Origin of the sequence: Photobacterium salinisoli (genome assembly GCF_003614885.1) — a bacterium.
GTDB lineage: Bacteria > Pseudomonadota > Gammaproteobacteria > Enterobacterales > Vibrionaceae > Photobacterium > Photobacterium salinisoli.
Window position 1 is genome coordinate 322285 of sequence record NZ_QZMS01000007.1, and the last position, 24290, is coordinate 346574.

At 50.1% G+C, this 24290-nt stretch carries 23 protein-coding genes; 13 read left to right on the forward strand and 10 right to left on the reverse strand.

Annotated elements, in window-relative coordinates; translation table 11 throughout:
* Positions 1 to 24 precede the first annotated feature (24 nt).
* Entirely contained in the window at positions 25 to 825 is an 801-nt protein-coding gene (locus tag D6M16_RS02230) for a helix-turn-helix transcriptional regulator (RefSeq protein WP_120510377.1), read from the reverse strand.
* 380 nt (positions 826 to 1205) lie between these two features.
* Here D6M16_RS02230 and D6M16_RS02235 point away from each other — a divergent pair, with 380 nt between their 5' ends.
* The 6 genes from D6M16_RS02235 (at position 1206) to D6M16_RS02260 (ending at position 9163) form a co-directional block, all read left to right on the forward strand.
* A complete protein-coding gene (locus tag D6M16_RS02235) occupies positions 1206 to 2222 on the forward strand; it encodes a substrate-binding domain-containing protein (protein WP_420812224.1) in 1017 nt (338 codons plus the stop codon).
* A gap of 57 nt (positions 2223 to 2279) precedes the next feature.
* Positions 2280 to 3764, forward strand: coding sequence for a sugar ABC transporter ATP-binding protein (locus D6M16_RS02240; RefSeq protein ID WP_120510379.1), 1485 nt, complete (start codon positions 2280 to 2282; stop codon positions 3762 to 3764).
* A gap of 16 nt (positions 3765 to 3780) precedes the next feature.
* Positions 3781 to 4758, forward strand: a complete 978-nt coding sequence (locus D6M16_RS02245; RefSeq protein WP_120510380.1) for an ABC transporter permease — start codon at positions 3781 to 3783, stop codon at positions 4756 to 4758.
* Positions 4759 to 4795: 37 nt separating this feature from the next.
* Positions 4796 to 6406: a glycoside hydrolase family 3 N-terminal domain-containing protein gene (locus tag D6M16_RS02250; RefSeq protein WP_120510381.1), complete on the forward strand. Its 1611-nt coding sequence runs from the start codon at positions 4796 to 4798 to the stop codon at positions 6404 to 6406.
* Positions 6407 to 6539: 133 nt separating this feature from the next.
* Positions 6540 to 8726 carry a carbohydrate-binding protein gene (locus D6M16_RS02255; RefSeq protein WP_120510382.1) on the forward strand — a complete coding sequence of 729 codons (2187 nt, stop codon included), beginning with the start codon at positions 6540 to 6542 and terminating at the stop codon, positions 8724 to 8726.
* Positions 8727 to 8911: 185 nt separating this feature from the next.
* Positions 8912 to 9163, forward strand: a complete 252-nt coding sequence (locus D6M16_RS02260) for a GlsB/YeaQ/YmgE family stress response membrane protein (RefSeq protein ID WP_120510383.1) — start codon at positions 8912 to 8914, stop codon at positions 9161 to 9163.
* A 63-nt stretch (positions 9164 to 9226) separates the two neighbouring features.
* Here the strand turns inward: D6M16_RS02260 and D6M16_RS02265 are convergent, their stop codons facing one another.
* The 6 genes from D6M16_RS02265 to dinG all read right to left on the reverse strand — a co-directional run bounded on the left by D6M16_RS02265 (position 9227) and on the right by dinG (position 15431).
* Positions 9227 to 10597 carry a hypothetical protein gene (locus tag D6M16_RS02265; protein ID WP_120510384.1) on the reverse strand — a complete coding sequence of 457 codons (1371 nt, stop codon included), beginning with the start codon at positions 10595 to 10597 and terminating at the stop codon, positions 9227 to 9229.
* Positions 10598 to 10798: 201 nt separating this feature from the next.
* The gene (gene rsmS / locus D6M16_RS02270; RefSeq protein WP_240435510.1) at positions 10799 to 11008 is read right to left on the reverse strand and encodes a pleiotropic regulatory protein RsmS; all 210 of its coding nucleotides are present in this window, start codon (positions 11006 to 11008) and stop codon (positions 10799 to 10801) included.
* Entirely contained in the window at positions 11008 to 11973 is a 966-nt protein-coding gene (locus D6M16_RS02275; RefSeq protein WP_120510386.1) for a histone deacetylase family protein, read from the reverse strand. The genes rsmS and D6M16_RS02275 overlap by 1 nt, the downstream gene beginning before the upstream one ends.
* Positions 11974 to 11975: 2 nt before the next feature.
* Positions 11976 to 12530, reverse strand: a complete 555-nt coding sequence (locus D6M16_RS02280; protein WP_120510387.1) for a primosomal replication protein — start codon at positions 12528 to 12530, stop codon at positions 11976 to 11978.
* 29 nt (positions 12531 to 12559) lie between these two features.
* Positions 12560 to 13333, reverse strand: a complete 774-nt coding sequence (locus D6M16_RS02285; protein ID WP_162940896.1) for a sulfite exporter TauE/SafE family protein — start codon at positions 13331 to 13333, stop codon at positions 12560 to 12562.
* 7 nt (positions 13334 to 13340) lie between these two features.
* Entirely contained in the window at positions 13341 to 15431 is a 2091-nt protein-coding gene (gene dinG / locus D6M16_RS02290) for an ATP-dependent DNA helicase DinG (RefSeq protein ID WP_120510388.1), read from the reverse strand.
* Positions 15432 to 15981: 550 nt separating this feature from the next.
* Here dinG and D6M16_RS02295 point away from each other — a divergent pair.
* A complete protein-coding gene (locus D6M16_RS02295; protein WP_120510389.1) occupies positions 15982 to 16932 on the forward strand; it encodes a porin in 951 nt (316 codons plus the stop codon).
* A gap of 90 nt (positions 16933 to 17022) precedes the next feature.
* A complete protein-coding gene (locus D6M16_RS02300; protein ID WP_120510390.1) occupies positions 17023 to 17652 on the forward strand; it encodes a YccT family protein in 630 nt (209 codons plus the stop codon).
* A gap of 44 nt (positions 17653 to 17696) precedes the next feature.
* On the opposite strand, the gene D6M16_RS02305 is transcribed toward D6M16_RS02300, so the two are convergent.
* Positions 17697 to 18059, reverse strand: coding sequence for a TraR/DksA family transcriptional regulator (locus D6M16_RS02305; protein ID WP_120510391.1), 363 nt, complete (start codon positions 18057 to 18059; stop codon positions 17697 to 17699).
* 376 nt (positions 18060 to 18435) lie between these two features.
* Between D6M16_RS02305 and D6M16_RS02310 the strand changes: the two genes are divergently transcribed.
* The 5 genes from D6M16_RS02310 (at position 18436) to recR (ending at position 22813) form a co-directional block, all read left to right on the forward strand.
* Positions 18436 to 18837, forward strand: coding sequence for a YbaN family protein (locus tag D6M16_RS02310; protein ID WP_120510392.1), 402 nt, complete (start codon positions 18436 to 18438; stop codon positions 18835 to 18837).
* 138 nt (positions 18838 to 18975) lie between these two features.
* Positions 18976 to 19536 carry an adenine phosphoribosyltransferase gene (apt, locus tag D6M16_RS02315; RefSeq protein WP_120511840.1) on the forward strand — a complete coding sequence of 187 codons (561 nt, stop codon included), beginning with the start codon at positions 18976 to 18978 and terminating at the stop codon, positions 19534 to 19536.
* A gap of 189 nt (positions 19537 to 19725) precedes the next feature.
* Positions 19726 to 21849, forward strand: a complete 2124-nt coding sequence (dnaX, locus tag D6M16_RS02320) for a DNA polymerase III subunit gamma/tau (protein ID WP_120510393.1) — start codon at positions 19726 to 19728, stop codon at positions 21847 to 21849.
* Between the two features lie 28 nt (positions 21850 to 21877).
* Complete coding sequence (locus D6M16_RS02325) at positions 21878 to 22207, forward strand: YbaB/EbfC family nucleoid-associated protein (protein ID WP_046219420.1); 330 nt, start codon at positions 21878 to 21880, stop codon at positions 22205 to 22207.
* A gap of 3 nt (positions 22208 to 22210) precedes the next feature.
* Positions 22211 to 22813 (forward strand): recombination mediator RecR, encoded by a 603-nt coding sequence (recR, locus tag D6M16_RS02330; protein ID WP_120510394.1) that lies wholly within the window; start codon positions 22211 to 22213, stop codon positions 22811 to 22813.
* A gap of 62 nt (positions 22814 to 22875) precedes the next feature.
* Here the strand turns inward: recR and D6M16_RS02335 are convergent, their stop codons facing one another.
* Positions 22876 to 23427: a regulatory protein ToxS gene (locus D6M16_RS02335; protein ID WP_120510395.1), complete on the reverse strand. Its 552-nt coding sequence runs from the start codon at positions 23425 to 23427 to the stop codon at positions 22876 to 22878.
* The gene (locus D6M16_RS02340; protein WP_240435511.1) at positions 23412 to 24290 is read right to left on the reverse strand and encodes a transcriptional regulator; all 879 of its coding nucleotides are present in this window, start codon (positions 24288 to 24290) and stop codon (positions 23412 to 23414) included. The genes D6M16_RS02335 and D6M16_RS02340 overlap by 16 nt, the downstream gene beginning before the upstream one ends.

Consider the following 24290-nt stretch of genomic DNA (forward strand, 5'->3'; position numbering starts at 1 on the left):
CAGACCACGATGCATCATGGACGATCATTTCTTTTCCAGACTTAACAGGTAATTTCTGAGATTTACCCCTCTGTTTGTTATACCCAGTTTATTGCGTAAGCTGTTTCTGTGGTTTTCCACTGTCTTGCGCGCCACATTCAGGGTACTCGCAATTTCTTTACTCGACATTCCGCCTCGAATGAATTCTGCAACCTGCAGTTCTGACGGGGTTAGCACCTCCAGCAAACGGCTATTCATCCCCGGCACATCGTTCAGCAGGTTTTCCATATTGGATTTTACAATCTCAAGGCACATTTTCAGCCCGGGATCCTGTACTTGCTGCAGACGGGCCTCCACTTCCGGTAAATGGGTATCGCGTACTTCCTGCTGCAAATGTTCAGGCAGATGATGCTCCGATGCCGAGGTAAGGAAACTCAGGGAGCTGGCAAGTTCATTGATAATCTTATAATCCTGCTCAATGGCAGACAGTTTAGGCTCGGCTGTATTGTCGTCTTTGGCTTTGATATGCAGGCAGTAGATCGCAGGCCCGCTGCCATCCTGAAGGCACAGCGCTTCAAATGCCAGATTAGCGACAGAGAAACGGCATTGTTCGGTTTGCTGCAACAGCACTGATCTGATCTGCGCAAGATTCGCCGGCCCAACCAGAAAAACGAGATCATCCAACTGCTTTAGTGTGAGTGTTGCAACCGGGTAGTTACTGGCAATTACCTGCTCATGCTGATCGAATGCAATGAAGTAGATATCGTGATGCGCCAGTATTTGGTGGTAAATACCGGCAGTCACTTTGGCAGAACTGCTGTTTTGATTAGCGGTGTGCTGACTCATGTTTCCTGATTACCTCATTTCTTTCTACAGACCGCGGCCTTGGTCTGTATTTTCCTGTCATGATACCCAGCTTTTACCTATCAATCACCTTGCTTTTTTGTTTATAGGTATTTACTGGGTGTTTTGCCGCGTTTCATGACGTTATTTACAGGTGTTATTGATAGGGTCAATGAATTTCCTGTTGTTTTTTCAATCGTTGTTGTGATTGTTATCACTATGTAAAGGTTATGTGTCGAGATCTCGATCGCATTAAATACCTAAAAAACACCTATATTAATACTCATGTAATACTCAAAGAAAAGGTGGGACAGGGAATGAAATTGAAGAAAATCGCTCAGGTATGCCAAACCTTAGGTTTCACAGCTCTATTGGCAGTGACCATGCCGTCATTAGCAGAAGTCACTTCAACGAAGGGGCCTAACGGAGAAAAAGCAACGCCTTATACCGAGGTGACATTAAATGCATCGCAAGAAAGCGCGATTAAAAGCAAGGACTACACCGCGGCGATTCTGATGCACAGCACATCAGATTGGTCTAACGCCCTGATTGATGGCGCGAAAGACATGTTTGCCGAACTGAACATTGATGTGGTGGCTGTGACGGACGCGGAATTTGATGCCAATAAGCAGAAAACGGATGTTGAAACCACTATGGCCATGAAGCCCGACATTCTGATTGCGCTGGTGGTCGACCCGGTGTCAGGGGCCGCTGCGTTTAAACCCGCGGTACAGCAGGGCAGCAAACTGGTGTTGATCAGTAACCTGCCCAGTGGCTTTGAGCACGGTAAAGATTATGCCGGTATCGTGACCGATGATTTGTTCCAGATGGGTAAGCTGGCAGCGGACATGATCGCCAAGGCCGTAGGTAATAAAGGCAAAGTCGGGTTTATTTATCACGAAGCCAATTATTACGTCACCAATCAGCGTGATCAGGCGGTACTGACCAATCTGCAGAAAAACTACCCGGGTATCGAGATTGTGGCAAAACGCGGTATTGCCAATGCGAATGACGGCGAGGTGGTTGCCTCGGCACTGATTACCCAGTACCCGGATATGACCGCCATTTATGCCCCTTGGGACAGCATTGCCGAAGGCGTTGTAGCGGCAACGCGCGCCGCAGGTCGTAAAGATATCAAAGTCGTGACCATGGATCTCGGCGCGGCCAATGCGCTGGATATGGCCAAAGGCCGAAACGTTGCCGGTATCGTGACCGATTTGCCTTATGACCTCGGGCAGACCCTGGCCCGCATGGGCGCTCTGGCAAAACTGGGTGAATACACGCCACCTTTTGTCACTGTCAGTGCCAGTGCTGTGACCCGCGATAATCTGGCTGATGCCTGGCAGCAGGCGCTACGCCGCGAAGCACCGGCTTCTGTGCAAAAAGCACTGGGTAATTAAATTCGGTTTGCAGGTATGCCAGTTAGCTGTCGGCATACCGCTATGAAGAGGTATCCAATGGAAGTGAATGCAATTGAAGCCCGTCGCCTTAAGAAAGGCTTTGATGGTAATCCGGTGCTGAAAGAGGTTAATTTCACCTTGAAAACCGGAGAGGTACATGCCCTGGTTGGTCAGAACGGTGCCGGTAAATCGACCCTGGTGAAACTGATCAATGGTTTTCATCAGCGGGACGGCGGTGAGATCCGCCTCTTTGGCGAAGAGAGTCATTTCGCCACCCCGAAAGAGGCTCAGGCGAAAGGGATAGCTATGGTCTATCAGGATCTCAGCCTGATACCCAGCCTGAGTGTGGCAGACAATATTTTTCTGACTCAATCTCAGCGCTCTGCACTGATCTCCAATCGTGACCGGGTGCGACAGGCTGAGCCGATTCTGGCAACGCTGGGGGTGGACATCGATCCACGGCAAAAGGTTGAGAACTTAAGTGTCGGTGAGCAGCAGTTTATTGAGATTGCCAAAGCCATGGCAATGGATGCCCGCATTCTGGTACTGGACGAACCAACCGCTTCTTTGTCGAACAATGAAATCAATGCCTTGTTCACTGTGATCAGAAACCTGAAAAGCAGAGGCATTTCAATTATCTACATCACGCATTATATGAGCGACATCATGCGTATCTGTGATGCAGTTACGGTTCTGCGGGACGGCTATAGCGTGCTGGAAACCCAGACGGCAGACACTTCTGTTGATGCCTTGGTCGAAGCCATGCTGGGCAGCAAGACCGACACGGATTTTGTCTGGGAGCGACCGGCCACTTCTGCATCTGAGGCAGTGCCTTTATTAGAGCTGCGTAATGTGACGACCTGCGATCTTGATGCGGTATCCCTTAAGGTGATGCCGGGCCAGGTGGTAGGTCTGGCTGGGTTACTGGGCAGCGGCAGAACGGAAATTCTGGAAGCCATTTATGGTTTAACGCCGATACAGAGTGGCGAAGTAAGGGTGAACGGCCAGGTCGTGAATATTCACTCCCCCCGGCAGGCGATAGAAAACGGGATCAACATGGTGCCGGAAGAGCGCCGTTCACAGGGACTGGTGCTGGATTTTTCTGTCGAAGACAACGTATTGATGGCCTCGTTTGACCGGATTTCACGATCTATGGTGCTGGATAAAGCCAAGGGCCAGTCCATGGTGGAAGACACCATTAAAAAACTGGGCGTGAAGACGACTGGCGTGACTCAGCCGGTACGGTTTTTGTCCGGGGGCAATCAGCAGAAAGTCGTGATTGGCAAATGCCTGTCCACAGACGCTAAAGTCCTGCTGCTCGATGATCCGACATTCGGCATTGATATCAACGCGAAATACGAAATCATGAAAATTGTGAATCAGTATGTCGCTCAGGGTAATGGTGTGATTTTTGTGTCCAGTGAATATGCCGAAGTTGGCAGTTTCTGCGATGTAATTTATGTGGTCAACAAAGGGCGTATCGTTCGCCATTTCAGTGGCCAGCGTATGACGGAAGAAGCATTGCTGGCAGCAGTGCAGTAAGGATAAGGAATTGCGAATGAACGAGAAAACACTTCAGCCGCCACGTACAACCCGCATTAACTGGCGCGATTACATCATTTACTTTGTCTTTATCGGCATCTTCATCTTCTTTTCGGTGATGCTGCATGACAAAGGATTTCTGACCTCAGTGAACCTGATGAACATTGCCCGTCAGACAGCAACGATTGCGATTATGGCGGTCGGCATGACTTTTGTGCTCAGTGCGGCTGAGATTGACCTGTCTTTTGGCGCAACGGTTGCTTTAGCCGCCATAGTGTCGGCCCTGACACTGCAGGAAACCGACAGTATTTTGCTCGCAATGTCGGCCGCTCTGATGGTGGGCACCATGATAGGTTTTGTGAACGGCGTTTTTGTCACTCAGGTGGGTATTCCATCCTTTCTGGTCACCTTGGGTACGACTGGCATTATTACCGGTATTGCCCGCTGGTCTACGTCGTTGCAGTCGATTCCGATTGATAATGATACCTATACCTTCATCTTTGGTTCCGGCGACATAGGCCCGTTTTCCATTCTGTTTATCTGGACCATTATCGTCACCGTCATCGGCGCCTTTGTGCTGCGCAACACCACTTTTGGGAAGCATGTGCTGGCGACGGGGGGCAATAAAGTCTCTGCCATGTATTCGGGGATCAATGTTAACCGTATCAAGCTGTATGTGCTGATGCTGAACGGCTTTCTTGCTGCACTGGCCGGTATCTTGTATTCAGGCCGCCTTTACAGTGCCCGCTACACCTTAGGTGAGAACGATCTGATGCTGGTGATTGCTGCCGTGATCATAGGCGGTACCAACTTGTTTGGCGGTAAGGGGACTGTCATTGGTTCTGTGATTGGGGCACTCATCATGGGCATGGTGAACAATGGCTTGATTCTGATGGGGCTGAATGTTGATCAGCAACTGATCCTGCGCGGCATTATTGTGATTGTGGCGGTGACTTTCACCATGGGCCAGATCCGTCAGTTACGTAAGAAATAATGATTTGATTTTTATAAGGGATGTTAGGGAGAGAAACATGGATGCAGATACAAAAGTGGCAGAGCTGATTGCCAGCTGGACGCTCAAGGAGAAAGTGGGTCAGCTGTTTATTCTGGCATTTCCCGGCAAATCTGCCGAGGCGGCGCGTAAGATGGTGGCTGAGTACAACCTGGGCGGCTGTTACTTAAGTCAGGACAACGCGGAAACGTTCACCGAAGCCCATCAGCTAAGCCAGTCTTTGGATGTCATCGTCAAGCATCACCACCGTTTGCCTTTGTTGCTGGGCGTGGATCAGGAAGGTGCCTGGGGTGTCTTGGTGGGAGAGTCGACGACCGGGCCAGGCAATCTGGCTCTGGGGGTAGCGGATACGGTGACGGGTACGGAACGCATGTATAAAGTGATCGGTGATGAAATGCGCTATGCCGGCTTTAACTGCATCCTTGGCCCATGCTGTGATGTGAACTTTAACCCTGAGTCGCCGATCATTGATACCCGTTCGTTTGGCGATCAGCCGAAAAAAGTCAGCGCCCATTCTGCTGCTGCGGTTCGCGGATTACACCAAGGCGAAATAACAGCCTGCGCCAAGCATTTTCCCGGCCATGGTGACACGCAAGGGGACACGCACAGGGATATCCCCCGCGTCGATAAATCTTACGACGAGCTGAAAGCCAATGATCTGGCGCCGTTTCAGGCGGCGATCAATGCCGGCGTGGATCTGGTGATGACCAGCCACATTCTTTACCCTCAGCTTGATGACATTTACCCGGCGACACTGTCATCAATTATCTTGCAGCAGGTGTTGCGCAGGGATATGGGATTTGACGGCATCATTATTTCCGACAGCATGAACATGGGTGCCATCCAGCATCACTATACGCCGGTCGAGGCGGCTGTCAGAGCGATGCAGGCCGGGATTACTATGATCATGCTCTCTGAAGAGCACTATGACCATTCAGAGGCGTATCTGGATAAGCAACTGGCGATGATTCACGGCGTGATAGATGCCGTGAAATCGGGTGAACTTTCAGAACAAGTGATTGATGAAGCATTACAAAAAGTGGTGCGATTCAAGCTGGATAAACTGCAGCCCATGCCCTTGTTTCACAAAGTCTCTATGCCAGCCGGCCAGATAGTGGCCAGGCAGACGGCAGAATCGGCGGTGACCTGGGTTCGCGGCGGCTTAGAAATCAGTGGTCAGAAACTCTATGTTATCAATGCCACGCCGGATGCCAGTTATCATAATCTGATGAACCCCAGAGGGATTGGTCCTAACCAGTCTCAGCCTGCTTATGAGGCATTCATCCAAACTCTGCGCCAGACCGAAGCCGTGTGGCAGGAAGTCAGTGTCGAGCAACTCCCCGACAGCTGTAATGATGGTTACCTCGTGGTGGTAACAGAAAATCATCCGCTGCCCGGTGAAGACTTTGACCAGGTGCAGGCTCAGCAACTGGTTCAGCAACTCAGTCAGGACTTCAGCAATCTGATCGTTGTGGCGTTGCGCAGCCCTTATGACTTGCTGCGTTATCCCACAGTCTCTCACTACCTTTGTGCTCACTCCTCCCGCCCTGAAAGTGCTGCCGCTGCAGCCAGGGTACTGGCGGGTGAGCACGCAGCCGGAAATGGCTGCGCGGTGAGCCGGGTGAGCTGACCGCTCACTGTCTGATCGAATTTACACACATTAAATTTCCTGCTGGCGTACGCCAGCGGGGTGGCCTCCCAGTATTTTGTGGTTGGGAGATTCGGGAGAGGTTTTGCCTCAAATAAAAGTAGAAAGGGAAATTATGTTAAACACAAAATACGGGCTCGTCACTCTGCTGGTGGCTTCAGCATTAAGTGGACAGGCGCAGGCTAGCGGTATTCAGGGGTTCTTAGATTCATTGCGTGATTTTGAATCGGGTATTAATCCTGCTCTGGCAGATTTTTATGCTCAGAACCTTGATAATCCAGTGTACACCTACGCGCAAGTGACAGAACCGGGACGGCTGGTTCGTGACTGCTCGACTGGTACTATGCTCTCTGAGCCTACAACTATCAGCCAGTTTTTCACCAAACTGGGTATTGATAATATTTATAATCCGAGCACACCGAACGATCCGGAAATGTTCCGGCAGATGCAGTATAACTCTATGAATGCGTGGGGTTTTATAGGTTATCAGTTAGGTGAGGCCGTTCTGATTGATGCCGGTTATTACAGCCCGAAAGTGGTTAATATCGACGGTACAGATTACGACAGTTTTTATATGTTTGTTCCTGACTCAACCTGGATTGGCTGTAAAACCGAAGCCTTAGCTGAAATTGATGGATCAGGGGGCAATCAGGTTTATGTGACTGATAATAACCGCTGGGAAGGCACATTTGTTGGCAAAAATGGTGTGAACTCTTTGGCCGATTTGCGTTTGCCTGAAAAGCAAGAATTGGTGATGCGGGATGCGATGCACTTTAATGTTAAAGTGATCAGCAAGTTACTGGAAGATGCCAACATGACCTGGGGACAGGCTCTGGCAAAAAGCTGGCCGGGTACAGACGATGACGGCAATCCAATTCAGGTTCAGGCAACAATGTCCGGTATCCTGGCAGCAGCCCACTTACGTGGTGCCTGGGGGACTGCCGCATTGCTGACCAATGATCAGATTACCTGCGACGAGTTGGGAACTTGCATTACTAAATATGTACATAAGTTTGGCGGTTATAACACCATTTTTGATACCCCAGGAAATGATGTCATTGAGGGTTCACTTTACGACGAAGTGCTGACTGCCGGTGAAGGTAATGACACTGTGATTACCGGTGGCGGTAAGGATCAGATTCTGCTGAATGAGCAAACTGGTGCGGTCACGACAGTGAACGATTTTACCGTTGGTGATGACATTATCGTGCTGCGCGGCTGGCAAGCGGCGGATCCATTAGCTGGCCTGGTGGTTTCTTCCGTTGCTGGGGGAACAGAGTTACAGTTCTCCGGGCAGACAGTGATCTTAACCGGAGTCAATGCCTCAGATGTCCAGGCAAATACTGAGCAGGTTATTGTTAAGTCGGATGTCTATACGCTAGCCTGGAACTCGGGCAAGCAAGTGGTTACTGGGTTTGATCCCGCGGTTGATAAGATTGAAGGTACTGCTGGTATAGGCTTTAAGCATTTGAAAGCTTTCGAAACTGCAACCTCAGTCGTTATCGGGCCACAGGCTGAAGATGGCGGTATTTATGCCTCTTATGAGCTGGTGGGTCTGACACTGGCGGATCTCACTCCGGATATGTTTGTCAATGTAACAGGAGGTTATGACCGTCTGGGTTACATTGTGCCAATCAATAGTGTGACCTGGGGCTGGAATGTTGAGCTGGTCGTGAATAGTTTTGATGTGGCAAAAACCGTCATTACAACGCCAAGCAATGAAGCGATTCCGTTTAGTGCTGTGAAGCTGACCCAGGAAGGCGCAAACACTGTGATAACCTTGCTGGAACCATTTGCTCAGGGCAATCAGAAACGTCTGGTATTGAACAATACTGATGTGACTACACTGTCTGCCAGTAATTTCGCCGGCTTCACGGGGAGTTATTCAGAGACAACCATCGATATCCCGGTTTACTTTGATATCAGCGTAAGTGTCAGTGGTAGCGGTGGTACTATTTCACCTGCACCTGATGCATCCGGTGTATTGTCTGCGAAAGGTGGCGATGATTTCACTGTCAATTTTGTCCCTGACAGTGGTTATACCGTCAGTTCAGTGATTGTTAATGGTGTTGCTCAGCCTGTGAGTAGCAGCTACACCTTTACGGCTGTGACGGCAAACCAGACTCTGGTAGTGAGCTTTGAACCGGGTTCATCTTGCCCCGCACCTTGGGTCAATGGACAGATTTATACCGCAGGCGATCAGGCGCTTTATGACGGCATTATTTATGAAGCCAAATGGTGGACGAACAATAATCAGCCTGATCAGGGTGGACCTTGGGCATTGATTGGTCCTTGTAACTGATCGGTAATTGATGACAATTAAACCTATTCCTTGAGAGACTAACGAAAAAACCCGGTAAGCGATTGCCGGGTTTTTATTTAATGAAAGGTTTGCTTTTTAATCTGCATTAATTCCAATACATCATATCTTGTAAACTCAGCTAAGCTTCTTTTGAACGTGGTCAATTCCGACGAGAGGAGTGAAAAATGGGTATTATTTCCTGGATTATTCTGGGCCTGATTGCGGGTGCACTGGCCAAATGGCTGATGCCGGGTGAAGATGGCGGCGGCTGGATTGTGACTATGGCTCTGGGGATTGTCGGTGCTTTTGTCGGGGGCTGGGTTGGCAGCTTAATTGGCCTGGGGCCAGTTACCGGGGTGAATATTGGCAGCCTGATTACCGCGACCTTAGGGGCATTTATCGTCTTGCTTGTTTACAAGAAGTTCATTCGTTCTTAGTCGATTATCTCGTTGCGGGTAAGCCGCTCATGCTGAGCGGCTTTATCTGTTTATCCTGAAGGGTTACGCGGCAGGCTGCTCCTGTTGCGTCGCCGGTGAAGTGATCTCGCCGGACGTCGTGGAAGCGTTGTCATCCGGCTCCGGTTGCGAGATTTCAGCTTGTTTTACCGGCTGATTGGGTTGAATAGAGGTGGCCGGAGATTGTGGCGACTGGGCTGTTTTTTCTGTCGGCAGGCTGCTGTCGGTCAACTGGGCAATTTGTTGTATCAGCAGGTTTTTTTCTGCGGTATGTTGGCGCTCAAGTGCCGCAATCTGTTGTTTCGCTGCCACCAGTGAGACAGCCAGTTCATCACCGCGCTGGGTTTGCTCTGCCAGTTTGTTTTTGGCTTGTGCTAAGTGTCTGGCTTCATTGCCTTGTTCGTTCAGCGTTTCACGAATAGCAGACACCAGTGTTTTGCCCTGCTCGGAAATGGGGTGATTACGCAGATCTTCAGTCCCCAGTTCCTGGCTGATTGCCAGCAGCATGTTTTCATAGCTCAGAATGTGGCGTTCGTAATCACTGGTTTTCATGGCTTTCAGCTGTTTGACAACATGCGCGATATGTCTGGCGTGTGCCAGTGCAAAGGCAGTCGCGTCAGCTTTTTCCTGGATAACGCTTTTCGCACGAGGTTCAGCATTAATGAAAGCTTCTGTTGCTTTCAGCGTCGTCTCCGCATGTCTGAGCGTTTCGGGGGCATGCTGTCCGGCTTGTTCTGTCTGGAGACGCTTGAGTTCTTTCTGACTGTCAGCCAGATAAATAGTCGTCACTGTATCAACTTCTAAAGCACGTTGCTTTCGCAGCAAATCCGCCTGACCGTTAATGGCGCTGTCATTATCATTGTCAGCAATATAATCCACGAGCTTTTTCAGCTCTTTTTCAGCTTGTGCCATTGCCTGAGGGAAATAAGTACCGGCATTGATGCTGTTTAACTCACGGCGGTTACTGAATGCTTCATTCAGTATTTTCATGGCTTCTGTCTGAGTACGCTCGGCAGATTTAATATGCTGCTTGAACTGGGTTAAGGCTTCTTGTGTTGCCTGCAGATAGGTTTTCGAACTGAAAATCCCGATACTGTCGTTCGCTTTGTCTGAATCCAACTCATATTCACTGAAGTATTCCAGTGCATCATCCAGCGATTGTTTGGCCTCATTCATGGTATCAGTGGCAAACCAGGTAAGCGCCTGGCTTTGCGCAAAAGTTTGTTCGGCCGCTTTGATTTTTGCCTGCATATCTTTTACCGGTTCAAGGCTGGTGGCCGTGAAGCTGGCATTTGTTCCGGTTGTTGGGCTGGCAACAGAGGCGGAGTCTGAGGCGCAACCGGCTAATAGCAGCAGGCTGGCAATACTGGTGAGTTTCAGCCCATTAACAATGGACTGGTTGCATAATTTTGTCATTTTATTTATCCCTGAGAAAACACACCAAGTATCAGGTTTCCGTGCCTGATACTGGCTGATTTATTATTTTTATCAATTTGAGTAGGTATTTTAGAGAAGAACAGAATGAATCTGAATGGATATATTGCGTTTTAGGGTAAATAAAAATCGGGGCGATGAAATGACGGGTTTTATTTATTATTTCGTCATTGTTTTGACGGATTAACCTTGTTCATCTCTTTTTCGCTGCACTTTCGCCTGCAGATCGGTTTTCACTATCTCCAGCGCGGCCAGTGCCAATTCGGGATCAACATTATTGGTTTCCAGCAGATAGATTAAATCTACCGCCAGCTGAACCTCTTTAGGGGCATCTGTGAGTGAATGTTTCACTGTGTTTTGTCCGGTTGACTGTGTCGGTTGTTTTTTGTTCATCATGCATCCTGAAAGTCAAAAGCAATATCTGGTGCGGTAAATTGTTTTTCGGGTTGATGGACGGCCAGTGCTGCCCAGAAGAGTTGGGCGTGGATATTAACCAGTTGCTGGTGATCGTCACGGTATCCGCCTCCCACCACAGCGGCGAGCGGGATGTTGTTGTCGTGGCACTGGCTGATGACAAAGTGATCACGCTGAAAAATGCCCTCAGTGGTGACGTTAAAATAGCCAAGTGCGTCGTGCTGGTGGATATCTACCCCCGCATCATAGATCACCAGATCAGGCCGGTGCTGTGCCAGCGCCAGTGTCAGCACAGCCTTAAAGGCCGATAAATATTCGACGGTGCCTGTTTCGCGCGGTAAGGCTAAATCAATGTCAGAGTCAGGCTTGCGCGCCGGAAAGTTTTTGTCGCAGTGGACAGAAAAGGTGAGGATGTTGTCGTCATTGGCCAGCAAGGTGGCGGTGCCGTCGCCGTGGTGGACATCGCAGTCAATGATCATGACCTTATCAATATTGGGCAGCGTCAGCGCGTGGCGGGCTGCAAACGCCAGATCATTGACCAGACAGAAACCGCTGCCGAAGTCATAGTGAGCATGATGATAACCGCCGCTTAAATGCAGACTGATGCCGTATTGGCAGGCTAAATCCACCGTCATTCTGGTTCCGCCTGCCGAGGTCAGGGTCCGCTCTATCAGCTGCGGGCTCCAGGGAAAACCGATACGGCGCATTTTTGCTGCGGGTAAAGTGTTGTTTATCAGGCTGTCAATATAGTCAGCCTGATGCAGCGTTTTGAGGGCATCGGGCGTGACAGCTTCCGGCTCGAAAAAAGCCACATCAGCCCATGTTTCTATCTGTTTTTCCTGAGTGAGATGCAGGAACAAACGTTCATATTTGGTGATAGGGTATCTGTGCTTTTCTGGCAGAACCAGCTGAGAGTACACCGGGTGATAGACGAGTGGCAGCATAGTTACCCTTTACGTTCAAGCTGTAGGATTGCCTTTTCAAGGCGGGTCATGGCCTGCTGGCAGCGGGCAAGCCGGCCCTCCAGCGCGAGCAGTTGTTGTTGCAAAGGCTGACGAGAACTGACTTGCGTTGCCTGTTCCAGCGCAAACGCTTTGTCTTTCACCATAGCGGCAAGCCGCCTTTCCCAGTCCTGATGCTGTGCCAGCTCATCGTACAGCTCGTGCAGGCTTTTACGTTGTTTGACCTGATATTTCGGTTCAGACTCACGAATCTGCTTGGTGGCCATTTCACGCTGTACCGCCTGGATCTGCGCCAGAATTTTTTCGCAGACATAACTGGCTCTGGTGGCGTGTAACCGGCCCGATGCCTGCTCGCTTTTCAGTGCCGCAATCTCTTGCTGAATCTCGCGAATACAAGGAACCAGCAGGCGTGACTGGCCGTGAAATAATTGTTTGTCAAAAAGAGGTTTACTGCTTTCTCTGCGCTGATGATCCAGTGCTTCGGCAGGAGAGAGCAGCTTTTCGACCAGATCAGAAAGGCGATGTAGATCGTTCGTCATAGCTGTTTTTCCTCTTACCGTTTATCCGCTTAAAACCATGCCTGCCAGGCCAGCCGGATAGCCAGAATAACCACCACGGTCACAAATACCGGTCGAATGAACTGACTGCCAAAGCGAATGGCAGAGTGAGCGCCAATGTAGGCGCCGAGCATCAGGCAGACGCCCATGGTCAGCCCGAGGGCAACATTGATATGACCCAGTATGGCAAAGGTTATCAGTGAGGTCAGGTTGCTGGTGAAGTTCATGGCTTTAGCCAGGCCCGATGCCAGCAAAATGTCCAGTTTATAGAGAGCCATGCTCGATACTGTCCAGAACGCCCCGGTTCCAGGACCGGCTAAACCGTCATAAAAGCCCAGCCCCGTGCCTTGCAGCCACTGTTTTCGCGTCAGGCTGACGCTGGGTTCAGGCAGCTTGTGATTGTCAGCTTTGGGGTGCGGGTGCCAGATGGTGTAAACCGCCGCTGCAAGAATGATCAGCGGGAGCACTTTCTCCAGCCAGTTAGTGCTGATGATGTTTACAACCAGCGTACCTGTCACAGCGCCAATCAGGGTCGCTACAAATGAAGCTTTCCAGAAAGCCGGGGAAAACAGCTGTTTTTTATAATAGGTCAGCGCGGCAGTGGAGGATGCAAAAGTCGCAGCCAGTTTATTGGTCCCTAGCGCTATATGGGGAGGCAATCCTAACGATAACAGGGCCGGGACTGTCAGCATGCCGCCGCCGCCGGCGACCGCATCAATAAAACCGGCAGCCAGCGCTACCAGACCGAGAATGAGCCACATGCCCGGATCTATCATTTCAATCATTAATTATTCATTTTTCTTTGATGGTGTGTTCAATTACGCGCTTAAATGGAGGCAATGAATCGAGCAGTGCTTTGCCGTAGCGCCGTGTGATGATCCGTCTGTCGAGCAGCACAACTCTACCAAAATCTTGCTCTTTGCGCAGCAGCCGGCCCGCAGACTGGATCAGCTTCTTGCTGGCTTCCGGTACGGCAATCTGTAAAAAAGGATTGCCGCCCCGACTTTCAATGTATTCCGCATGCGCTTCTTCAACCGGCGAGGTAGGAACGCCAAACGGTATTTTGGTGATCACCAGGTTTCTCAAAAGGTGCCCGGGTAAATCAAGACCTTCTGAAAAGCTGCCGGTACCGAACAGAATGCTGGCTTTTCCTTGTTCACAATTGCTCTTGTGTTTTTCAAGGAGGATTGTACGTGACTCTTCGCCTTGTACCAGCAGTTCCCAGCTGTTTTTTTGACAAAGCGGCTTTAAGGCTTCGGCAACTTTGTTCATTTGCCAGTATGAAGAAAACAGCACCAGACTAGCGGTCTCGCCTTCAAAATACTCAGGCAAGGTTTCTATCAGTAAGTCAGTGAACTGCTCAGCCTGTGGCTCGCATTTCATCTGCGGGATCACCAACCGGCCGTTATTCTGGTAATCAAACGGTGAGGCGAGGGCAAGAAAGCGTGTCCCTTCTGTTTCGCTGATACCGGCCTGACGGCAGAAATAACTGAATTGATTCAGAGCCCTGAGTGTCGCCGACACTAAAATAGCGCCTGCTGCCCGGCTCCACAGGAGCTGATCGAGACGATAGCCGATTTCCAGCGGGGATACCTGAACGATAAAGTCCCCGTCCTGTTCCGGGGTTTTTTCCAGCCAGCGCGCTAACGGGGCGCCATGCTCTTTGATGGGCTGCGCCATGAGCGACCAGACTTTCTCAAGGTTTTCAAGGCGCTGCAGATAGTGGCCTGATTCTGCCAATGCCGGTTCCGCACTGCGCGCCGGTACTTCGTCATCTTTCAGGCGCTCAGTGATCATGTCATGCATTTTCGCCAGAGATTGCCTGGCTTTTTTGCTGGCATCACGGCAACCCTGCGCCTCTTCCGCCAGCCAGGCAGGCAGTTCGCCGTGCGGAAAACGGTAACTGCCGTCTTTGCTGAATACCGCAGGATCGACCTGACTGGCTAACTGGCGTAACGTCGGCACTAAATGCTGGATGGATTCCTGCAGGGTATTCTGAAAACGGCCAGCTTTTTGGGCATCAGCCAGATCGGCCAGCTTACTGACCGACTGATTGAGTTTTTCCAGCCAGTTACTGGCACCTTTCAGGCTGGCGGCCGCAGCGGAAAAGTCCCTCGCCACTTGCGGCAGGTGGTGTGCTTCGTCAATGGCATAAATGGTGTGTTCAGGCTCTGACAATATGATGCCGCCGCCTAACTCCAGATCGGCCATCAGCAGGGCATGATTGGCAATAATCACATCGGCTTTATCCATGTGCTCTCTGGCTTTCGCAAAAGGGCAGCTTCTGTGTTTGGCCATGCCGGAATTGCAACTGTGCTTATCCGAGACGATTTGCTGCCAGACACGATCAGGCACCACAGTGGGCCAGCTGTCTCTGTCGCCATCCCACTTTCCCTGCTGCCAGGCGGCAAGCATGCGCTTAAGCATATTGAGATCAGACTTTTTCGGTTTCTCTTGCCAGAGCGCCAGCTGACCGTCGTCCTGACCGGCACAGCTGGCTTCAAGGCGATGACTGCAACAGTAACGCTGACGGCCCTTCGCCAGGATAAAACTAAATTCTTTCGGAAAAATTTGCCTGAAAAGCGGTAAATCCTTATGAACCAGCTGTTCTTGTAAGGCAACGGTTGCTGTCGCGATCAGTACTTTTTTGTTATTGAACAGGGCAAACGGGATACACCCCATCAGATACGACAGGGACTTGCCTATGCCTGTACCTGCCTCCGCAACCAGCATACGGTGTTTATCATGGTATTCGCCTGATAGCGTTTTCGCGATTTCAGCAACCAGATAGTTTTGTGCACGACGGGGTATAAAATGCTCAAGTTGTGCACTCAGGTTGGTATAGCACTGTTTAATATCAGTTTTTATCTGGTTGTGAAGCATGACTGAAACTTAATCTTGGTTGGGGCTGACATTATAACACGAAGCTCTGGTCATGGAGCCTCTCGCTGATCCTCGTGCATTTTTAACTTGAAATGGGATTCTCCTCACGAAATAAGATTGAACCTCAGTTGAATGGCGGGTTGTTAACCACTTGATTAATCCAATGTTCTTATATTTAACTAAAATGAAGTGTAATATTCTACTTTTGTGGTGTTTTAAATGCTTTTGTGGCTATAAATTCTTTTATTTGACGCTATTAAGTAACCATTAAATTCCATGTGATAAGTGTGTCTTTGTTAAATTTATGCTAAATAATAAAGCTAAGTTATTGAATATAAAGGCCGTAAGAAAAATTTGTTGTTACACAGTGAGAATTTGACATGGTAATAATTTCTCTGTCAGGATGAGTTCCGCAAGTTACGCCATCCCGGCATGGTTTTGCATGGTCAGGTTTTTCTGAGCCGCACACAGGCTGCCGGGAAGGGATATAAAAAAACAATAGGGATTCTGGAAATAGGAATTCCATCCATAAGAAAAGGCAGTGGATATCATGAAAAAAACGCTAATTGCACTATCTGTACTGGCTGCAGGCTCTGCAAACGCTTCTGTTAACCTGTTGGACCAAGACGGCGTTATCGTCGATTTGTCTGGTTCTGCTGAAGTTCAGCTGTTCCAAGGCATTGTTGCCGATACTACAGATTCAGATCCAACTATCCGTCTGGATGATGGTGACATCACGCTGAACACCACTATCCCGGTTAACAACAACCTGAACGTGGTTGCTGGTCTGAGCTTTGACCTGTCTAACACTAATGACAATGGTAGCTCTTCTGATTTCTTCAATGACGAGCTGTATGCTGGTTTCCAAGGTGCAAGCTTTGGTACTCTGACTTTCGGTCGTCAGTTCCTGATCTCTGATGATGCAGGTATCGGCAAAGACTACGAAATGGGTCTGGAGCAGCTGGATCTGGGTAAAACTCAGGGCAGTGAAGTTGTTAAGTACGTTTACGACAACGGCCAGTTCTATTTCGGCGCTTCTCACGACATTAACGCGGACGACAACGGTGGTATCACTGATGCACGTCTGGGTGCGCGTTTTGCCGGTCTGGATGTACGTGGCTACTACTACACCTCTGATGATGTAGGCGCAGTTGGTAACGAAGTTGACGGTTACAACATCGAAGCTGAATATATCTTCAATGCATTCGCTCTGGCTGCATCTTACGGTAATGTTGAAGAGAACAATGCTGATACTGACCTTGTCGAAGTAGCTGGTTCATACACTATGGGCAAGAACACCTTCGCTCTGGGTTATGTATTTGCTGACCTGGAAAGCGATCCAAAAGCCGGTGGTTTGGAAAACGATTACAACAACGTATATGCAAACGTGACTCACCAACTGCACAGCAACGTGAAGCTGTATGCTGAGCTGGGTTGGGCTGATTCAGACAAATATGACCTGGATCTGGGCTACGTAGCAGGTATGGAAGTACTGTTCTAAGAACGGTTTCTACCAGTACACAGATATTGCAAAAGCCGCCGTTTGGGCGGCTTTTTGTTTTGGTGAACAAGATAACAAGACTGATTGGCTATGAAAAAAATTCTTTTATTTGCCTCGCTGCTGGCGACGCATGTGCAGGCGGCAACCCTGTCGGTAAGCAATGGTATTGAGCTGTTGGTGGTAGACGGCAAAGAAGTGAGTACATCGCTGTGGTCACGAGCGACAGAGGTGGAGCTGCCAGCAGGTAAGCACCAGGTGGTTTTGCGTTATGATGCCGAACTGAAAAACGGCAGCAAGAATACCATTTATACCACCCGGCCCTACTTATTTGAGTTAACTATGCCGGCGCAGGATGCCCGCATTGAGCTGCCGGCTATGGTTGCTCTCAGCCAGGCTCAGGCTTATTTCCAGCGCGGCCCTGAATGGACGCTGGTGCTGGCCGATGGCAGCAAACGCGTTTTACCTTTTGTGGAATTGCAGGGCGATGGCGTTGCGGCATTCAGCGATATGGAAAAGTTGGTTGCTGAATATAACCGCCAGCACGGTATTACGTTTGAACAGGGCTATGCTGTTGATCTACAGCAAGCGGCAGTGGAAGTCGGGCAAGACGGCAGAGTAGAAATTACCGGTGATTCGCTGGCGCAACTTAAGTTGTGGTACAGCAAAGCGAAACCTGAAGAAAAAGCCGCCTTCAAGGCATGGATGGCTAACCAGCCATAAAGGCGAGGCGCTGAGGGACAATACCACTATCAGGTGAGGGCGGGTTATGAGCGCTGATGGTGGTATTTACTGTGTGACTGACACTGATGGCAGCGGGGTTGAGCGGGGTCCTGGTCTAGAGTGGCGGCATCAATCGGCTCTTCGCAGTCGGTACAAATACCGTACAAATCTAACCGTATTGCACATAATGCGGCATCAATAGCTTCCAGGCGCCGTGCTTTTCGTCTTAGTGCCGGTTCGGCGCTATGAGTTGCCAGCGTCAGCAATTCGTTGATGGTTTTTTCGGGCGGGTTGTTTTCTGTGCTGTCAGCACGAATAGCATTCAGCGCTGAATAGAGTTCCACTGAAAGTGCCTCATATTCTTGCTCCAGTCGAGAGGACTGCTGTTGCAGGTAATCACTATTCATAGAGAGACTCCTAGGTAAACTGAATCACAGTGTATGCCTAAACGCCACGCCAATACTGACTTAAGTCAAAGCAACAGCAGAATAACCCTTCTTTTTGTCGGTTTTTGTTATCAATAGAATGCTTTATAGTTCCGTGCTGTTTTTATGTGGTCACTTTGCCACTTTTTTCTATTTTTCAGTACGTTAAACTTAGGAAAAGGAAGATATAATGGAACATGATTTCAAAGAACCGTATAATCTTAATTACTTTATCGGTTTTCTGATTGCTATGCTGCTGCCGACATTACCTGCAAGCCTGACCTGGCTGGGTATTCTGAGCAATTAATCCGCCAGCAGCGGAAAGCCTGAAACAGGCTGAAAGTAAAAGAGAGGGAATGTGAAACAACTGATCTGGCGAACCCTGTTGCTGGTTTCCGGCTGGTGTTTCGTAACCTTAGGCGTATTGGGTATTTTCCTTCCTCTTTTACCTACCACTGTCTTTTTATTGTTAGCCAGCGCCTGCTTCATGCGTGGCTCCCCCCGAATACACTCCTGGCTGCACAACCATCCTAAATTGGGCCCTGTACTGGATAACTGGCATCAGCATCATGCCATCAGTCGATCAGTCAAACGTCGTGCCAATCTGACCATAACGCTCAGTTTTGCTTTCTCTATCTTGATCGTGCCTGTCTCCTGGGTCAAAGCTTTACTGTTTGTGATTGCTATTGTTCTGCTGATTTGGTTTAACCGCTTACCTGTCAGGGAAACGGAATGTTCAGGACGCGGTGAAAGCCGTTAGCCCCTGTGAGCTCTTACATTTCAGAGTGAAAGTTGCCCCTTACTGTAAAAATCACTACTATTTGCGCCTAAACTGCCTGATCACAGGCGTCAAATACCTAAACAGACTGCTGTAAATATGCAGCCGGTGGAAAAGACTATGAGCCAAGATACCCTTGTCCAAGACGATTTCAGTTTGATCAAAAACAGCATCAAAACGGTTCCGGATTATCCTAAGCCAGGCATACTGTTTCGCGATGTCACCAGCCTGATGGAAGACCCGGCCGCGTACGGTGCGACGATGCAAATTTTACATCAGCAGTTCAGTGACAAAGGGATTACCAAAGTTGTTGGCACCGAGGCTCGGGGCTTTCTGTTCGGCGCCCCGCTGGCGCTGGCTCTGGGTGTCGGTTTTGTACCGGTTCGCAAGCCGGGTAAATTGCCGCGAAATGTTATCAGCGAAAGTTATGAGCTTGAATATGGCCAGGATACGCTGGAAATCCATGTAGACGCCATTGTCGAAGGCGATAAAGTCTTACTGGTTGACGATCTGCTGGCAACTGGCGGCACCATTGAAGCCACCACGAAACTGGTTCGTCGTTTGGGCGGCATTGTGGAAGATGCGGCTTTTGTCATTAATCTGCCTGAGATTGGTGGTCAGCAGCGTTTGCGTAATATTGGCCTCAACGTTTTCAGCATCTGTGACTTTGACGGTCATTGATAGAACCGTTCTGCTTAAATCTGGGGGATGTGGATTTTCAGGTTAAAATGTTGTCAGTAGCAATCTGGAAAGAGAAACATCCCCTTGAGTTCTCTCGCGCCTTTTCACTCCCTGTGCTAGCATGGTCGACTGGATTCAGTCTGGCGGATCACCGTCACTGATTGATCGGATTCTGTAGGATTTATCACCATGAGTTACCAGGTTCTGGCTCGGAAATGGCGGCCGCATCGTTTTGACGATGTAGTCGGCCAATCCCATGTCCTGACAGCCCTGACCAATGCGCTGACACATAACCGACTTCATCATGCTTACCTGTTCAGTGGTACCCGTGGCGTAGGTAAAACAACCATTGCCCGCCTGTTTGCCAAGGGACTCAACTGTGAACAGGGCATCACGGCATCCCCCTGCGGTAAGTGCCATACTTGTCTTGAAATCGAGCAGGGGCGTTTTGTTGATCTGCTGGAAATTGATGCCGCTTCCAGAACAAAGGTCGAAGATACCCGGGAACTGCTGGATAACGTGCAGTACAAACCGGCGCGGGGGCGCTTCAAGATCTATTTGATTGATGAAGTGCATATGCTGTCTCGTCACAGCTTTAATGCCTTGCTGAAAACGCTGGAAGAGCCGCCAGAGCACGTTAAATTCATTCTGGCGACCACAGATCCACAAAAACTGCCTGCGACGATTCTTTCCCGTTGCCTGCAGTTTCATCTCAAGCATCTGGATAATACCCAGATCCAACAACAGCTGAACCATGTCCTGACAGAAGAAGGGGTCAGCTTCGAGAGTAATGCACTGAGTTTGCTGGCACGAGCAGCAGAAGGCAGTATGCGTGATGCACTCAGCCTTACCGATCAGGCGATTGCGCTGGGTAATGGCCAGGTACAGTCAGATACCGTTGCGGCTATGCTGGGTACACTCAATACAGAGCAGGCGCTGTATCTGCTGGAGGCTATGGCTCAGGGCCAGGTCGAGCCAGCAATGGCCTGCCTGGCAGAACTGGCCGCCGTTGGTGTGGAGTGGGATAGCTTACTGAGTGAATTAGCTGCGCAGCTTCACCGTGTGGCCATGTATCAGGTGTTACCCGCTGCGCTTGATCTGTCTGCGCCTGATGCCGACAGAATTGTCCTGCTGGCCAAATCGATGTCGCCACAGGATGTGCAGCTGCACTATCAGATAGCATTGCAGGGACGCCAGGACTTACCTTTGGCACCGGATGGCCGTACCGGGCTGGAAATGGTGCTGTTGCGTATGCTGGCATTCCGTCCTGTCGCGGCGGGAGCATTAACCCCGCAGGCAGTTCCGGTACCGGCATCAGCACCTGCTGGCCGTCCGGCTGCGTCTCAGACAAGAGCGATACCTCAGGACTCTTCACCGGTTCCACCGGCCAGGCCGTCTGAACCGGCAAGACCGTTATCTGAAGGTGACTCACCTTCTCAGCCTGTCGCCGCTTCTGAGCCGGCAAGGGCTCCGGAGTATGCTCCTGAGCCGCAAACGGCATCTCAGCCTGTGATGCACACGCAGCCGACTGAGCACAACCAGCCTCAGTCAGCGGCAATGACACAGGCTGCATCACCGGCGTCCGGGCTGCTGGCAGCAAGAAATCGCTTGCGCAGCCAGAGCCGGCGAGGCCAGGAATCTGCCGAGCCAAAAAAGACTGAACCGGCATCGGTGAAGAAACCTGCTTCCAGTGTTCTGGAACGGATCACGAACCAGCATGCTGGTCGTCGTTCTCAGCCAGCAGGTGCAAATCACGGATCGCCGGTTGCTCAGCTGTCGGCGGCTGAGCCGGTCAAGACTGAGGATTATCAGTGGCAGCCGACGAGCCAGCCTGAGCCAGATACTCAATCGCCAGCAGTGATCGCGCCAACCGAGCTCAAGCAAGCGCTGGAGCACGAAAAAACACCAGAGATGGCAGAACAGCTTGTCAGTGAAGCGGCAAAGCAGGATAGTTGGTCTGAACTGGTGACTCGGTTAAATACCGATCGTTTAGTTCAGCAACTGGCATTAAATTCTGCGATGGAGCAGCAAGGCAGTGAACTGATTCTGTATCTGCGTCCGTCTCAGCAACATCTGGATACACCAAAAGCCAGAGCTCAGTTAAGCACAGCGCTGGCTGAGATACTGGGACACGAGATAGAATTACACATCAAGCCTGGTGATAATGGGCGTACCCCCCTCGAATGGCGGGAGTTTATTTATCAACAGAAACTGGATCAGGCTAAGACAAGTCTGCAGCAGGATCCTCACGTGACTTTCATCTGTCAGCGATTCAGTGCTGTACTTGATGAAGAGAGCGTAAGACCCTTATAAATTAACCAGACCGATAGAGAGAGAAGATATGTTTGGTAAAGGTGGTATGGCGAATATGATGAAGCAGGCGCAGCAGATGCAAGAGCGTATGCAGCAAATGCAGGAAGAAATCGCCAACATGGAAGTGACAGGTGAAGCCGGTGCCGGCATGGTAAAAGTGACCCTGACCGGCAGTCACAGCGTCCGTCGTGTTGAGCTCGATGACAGCTTGATGGAAGACGATAAAGATATGCTGGAGGATCTGATTGCGGCGGCGTTTAACGATGCTGCCCGTCGTATCGAAGAAGCACAGAAAGAAAAAATGGCCAGTGTAACCGGCGGCATGAATCTGCCCGCTGGCTTTAAGATGCCATTTTAATCAATGCGTACCAGTCCGTTACTTGAGCAGTTGATGGACGCGCTGCGCTGCCTGCCCGGTGTTGGGCCAAAATCAGCGCAGCGTATGGCTTTCAGCCTGTTGCAACGCAACCGTCAGGGTGGGTTGCAGCTGGCTGATGTGCTGGGCAAAGCCATGACTGAAATCGGTCATTGCCGCGATTGCCGGACCTTCACTGAAGAAGACGTGTGTGCTATCTGCGACAATCCCCGTCGTCTGGAAAATGGCCAGATTTGTGTGGTGGAAAGCCCGGCAGATATTATGGCCGTTGAAGCGACGGGCCAGTTTTCAGGCCGATATTTTGTTCTGATGGGACATCTATCGCCATTAGATGGCATCGGCCCGAGCGATATCGGGCTGGATGTGCTGGAATACCGTTTGCAGAACGAGCAGATTGCCGAGCTGATCCTGGCCACCAACCCGACGGTTGAAGGCGAGGCGACTGCACATTTTATTGCCGAACTTTGCCAGGCTTATCAAGTACCTGCTACCCGGATTGCACATGGTGTACCGGTTGGCGGCGAGCTTGAGCTGGTGGATGGGACAACACTGTCGCATTCTCTGGCTGGTCGCCAGAAACTGTATTAACGCCTTTTTCCCGCATTCTGACGTACTATGAATAACCGACGATTATCGTCGGTTTTTTTTCGTTACAGGTTGGCGTTCAGCACCTGAGATCGGGTATTCAGCCCGGTTAACAGCACGGCTTTTTCACTCAGGATATCAATCCGGTTACTTTGCTCCGCATTGAGCTGAAAATACTGGTTGATGGCGGTAATCTGCTTGTTGCTGAATGCGCTTTCATCGCCTGTTTTCAGCTCATTAAAGTGGGTGGGACGAACCTGTAAATAACCACCACTGATTTCCCATCGACCATATTCAGTAATCGTCAGGTGAAGCTGGCCCTGATCCTCATTAATCATGGTCACCCGGGTTACCCGTGAATAGGATTGATTGGGCATATAGACAATATGACTGGTTTCAATGACCTTTTTAAGTGTTTCAAGTCCGGGTACTTCGGTTGAGGCGACATCTGTGACAGTGTAAGACTGCCAGTTATGCGAAGTCAGAAAACGGGAAATTTTATGGTCACTACTGAAGAAATAGTAAAGGCTGCCCAGGGTCACCAGACTTGCTAAAGCAATGATAATAAACCGGTAATATCGGTGCATTCTGACCGGCTGGGTTAGTCTACTGTACATGGCAGATCCCTTTCTCTGTCAAGTGTCACTATCGTTAGTGTCATATTTTTCCGGTAATCAGCCGTTGTATAAATCAGATTAATCCACAGCTGGTTATGCGCCCCACCTGTGACAATAATTCTGGCCGGCGCGGCAGACGGTTTGTTGTCATTGCTCCGCATGTGAGCGGAAACACATTGCCTGATCAGGGGGCGCCATTCTTGCCCCACGTCAACCTCGCTGGGAATCAGTACGGGAATATCATCGATCATAAATGCTTTATAGAAGGCGCTTGATGAGGGTGGGGGAGCCAGGTACGCCCAGAGCGGTAATACAATACACAGTATGAAGGTTGCCAGGGCACTGATAATGTACCTGGGATGGAATAACTGACGCCTGACAGGGGCGTGCGTTACCTGTGTTTCTGACTCTATAGGTGCGGTGTCGGCAGTGTCCTCAGCCGGGCTTTCAGAAACCGGATACTGGGCAGGTGAATCAATGAAGCTACTTATGCTATCAGCCTGTGCACCATTGGGTGCCTCAATCGTGGATTCAGTGGCTGCGTCAATACGATCGACACTGGCTATCATCTGATACCCGCGTTTGGGAATCGTCTTGATAAAGGCGGGTGAACGTGTCGAATCCTGCAGGTATTTTCGCAAGGTAGAAATCGATTGGGTCAGGCTGGAGTCATCTACCTCAAACCCTTGCGCGCGCCAGATAAAATCATGCATACGTTGACGGGAAATGATGGTTCCCGGCTCATCAAGCAGCAACTGCAATGCCCGGCTTTCATTGATACCTAAATAAACGGTTTCTTCCGGCTGAAGTGCATCAGCCAGGCTGTTGTGTTGAGGGGAGAAAGTAAATCTGTTGCCAATCAT

Bases quoted from the DNA above. Each gene is read 5' to 3' on its own strand.
- D6M16_RS02230 (WP_120510377.1), bottom strand. From the start codon at position 825: ATGAGTCAGCACACCGCTAATCAAAACAGCAGTTCTGCCAAAGTGACT.
- D6M16_RS02235 (WP_420812224.1), top strand. From the start codon at position 1,206: ATGCCGTCATTAGCAGAAGTCACTTCAACGAAGGGGCCTAACGGAGAA.
- D6M16_RS02240 (WP_120510379.1), top strand. From the start codon at position 2,280: ATGGAAGTGAATGCAATTGAAGCCCGTCGCCTTAAGAAAGGCTTTGAT.
- D6M16_RS02245 (WP_120510380.1), top strand. From the start codon at position 3,781: ATGAACGAGAAAACACTTCAGCCGCCACGTACAACCCGCATTAACTGG.
- D6M16_RS02250 (WP_120510381.1), top strand. From the start codon at position 4,796: ATGGATGCAGATACAAAAGTGGCAGAGCTGATTGCCAGCTGGACGCTC.
- D6M16_RS02255 (WP_120510382.1), top strand. From the start codon at position 6,540: ATGTTAAACACAAAATACGGGCTCGTCACTCTGCTGGTGGCTTCAGCA.
- D6M16_RS02260 (WP_120510383.1), top strand. From the start codon at position 8,912: ATGGGTATTATTTCCTGGATTATTCTGGGCCTGATTGCGGGTGCACTG.
- D6M16_RS02265 (WP_120510384.1), bottom strand. From the start codon at position 10,597: ATGACAAAATTATGCAACCAGTCCATTGTTAATGGGCTGAAACTCACC.
- rsmS (WP_240435510.1), bottom strand. From the start codon at position 11,008: ATGAACAAAAAACAACCGACACAGTCAACCGGACAAAACACAGTGAAA.
- D6M16_RS02275 (WP_120510386.1), bottom strand. From the start codon at position 11,973: ATGCTGCCACTCGTCTATCACCCGGTGTACTCTCAGCTGGTTCTGCCA.
- D6M16_RS02280 (WP_120510387.1), bottom strand. From the start codon at position 12,530: ATGACGAACGATCTACATCGCCTTTCTGATCTGGTCGAAAAGCTGCTC.
- D6M16_RS02285 (WP_162940896.1), bottom strand. From the start codon at position 13,333: ATGATTGAAATGATAGATCCGGGCATGTGGCTCATTCTCGGTCTGGTA.
- dinG (WP_120510388.1), bottom strand. From the start codon at position 15,431: ATGCTTCACAACCAGATAAAAACTGATATTAAACAGTGCTATACCAAC.
- D6M16_RS02295 (WP_120510389.1), top strand. From the start codon at position 15,982: ATGAAAAAAACGCTAATTGCACTATCTGTACTGGCTGCAGGCTCTGCA.
- D6M16_RS02300 (WP_120510390.1), top strand. From the start codon at position 17,023: ATGAAAAAAATTCTTTTATTTGCCTCGCTGCTGGCGACGCATGTGCAG.
- D6M16_RS02305 (WP_120510391.1), bottom strand. From the start codon at position 18,059: ATGAATAGTGATTACCTGCAACAGCAGTCCTCTCGACTGGAGCAAGAA.
- apt (WP_120511840.1), top strand. From the start codon at position 18,976: ATGAGCCAAGATACCCTTGTCCAAGACGATTTCAGTTTGATCAAAAAC.
- dnaX (WP_120510393.1), top strand. From the start codon at position 19,726: ATGAGTTACCAGGTTCTGGCTCGGAAATGGCGGCCGCATCGTTTTGAC.
- D6M16_RS02325 (WP_046219420.1), top strand. From the start codon at position 21,878: ATGTTTGGTAAAGGTGGTATGGCGAATATGATGAAGCAGGCGCAGCAG.
- recR (WP_120510394.1), top strand. From the start codon at position 22,211: ATGCGTACCAGTCCGTTACTTGAGCAGTTGATGGACGCGCTGCGCTGC.
- D6M16_RS02335 (WP_120510395.1), bottom strand. From the start codon at position 23,427: ATGTACAGTAGACTAACCCAGCCGGTCAGAATGCACCGATATTACCGG.
- D6M16_RS02340 (WP_240435511.1), bottom strand. From the start codon at position 24,290: ATGATTGGCAACAGATTTACTTTCTCCCCTCAACACAACAGCCTGGCT.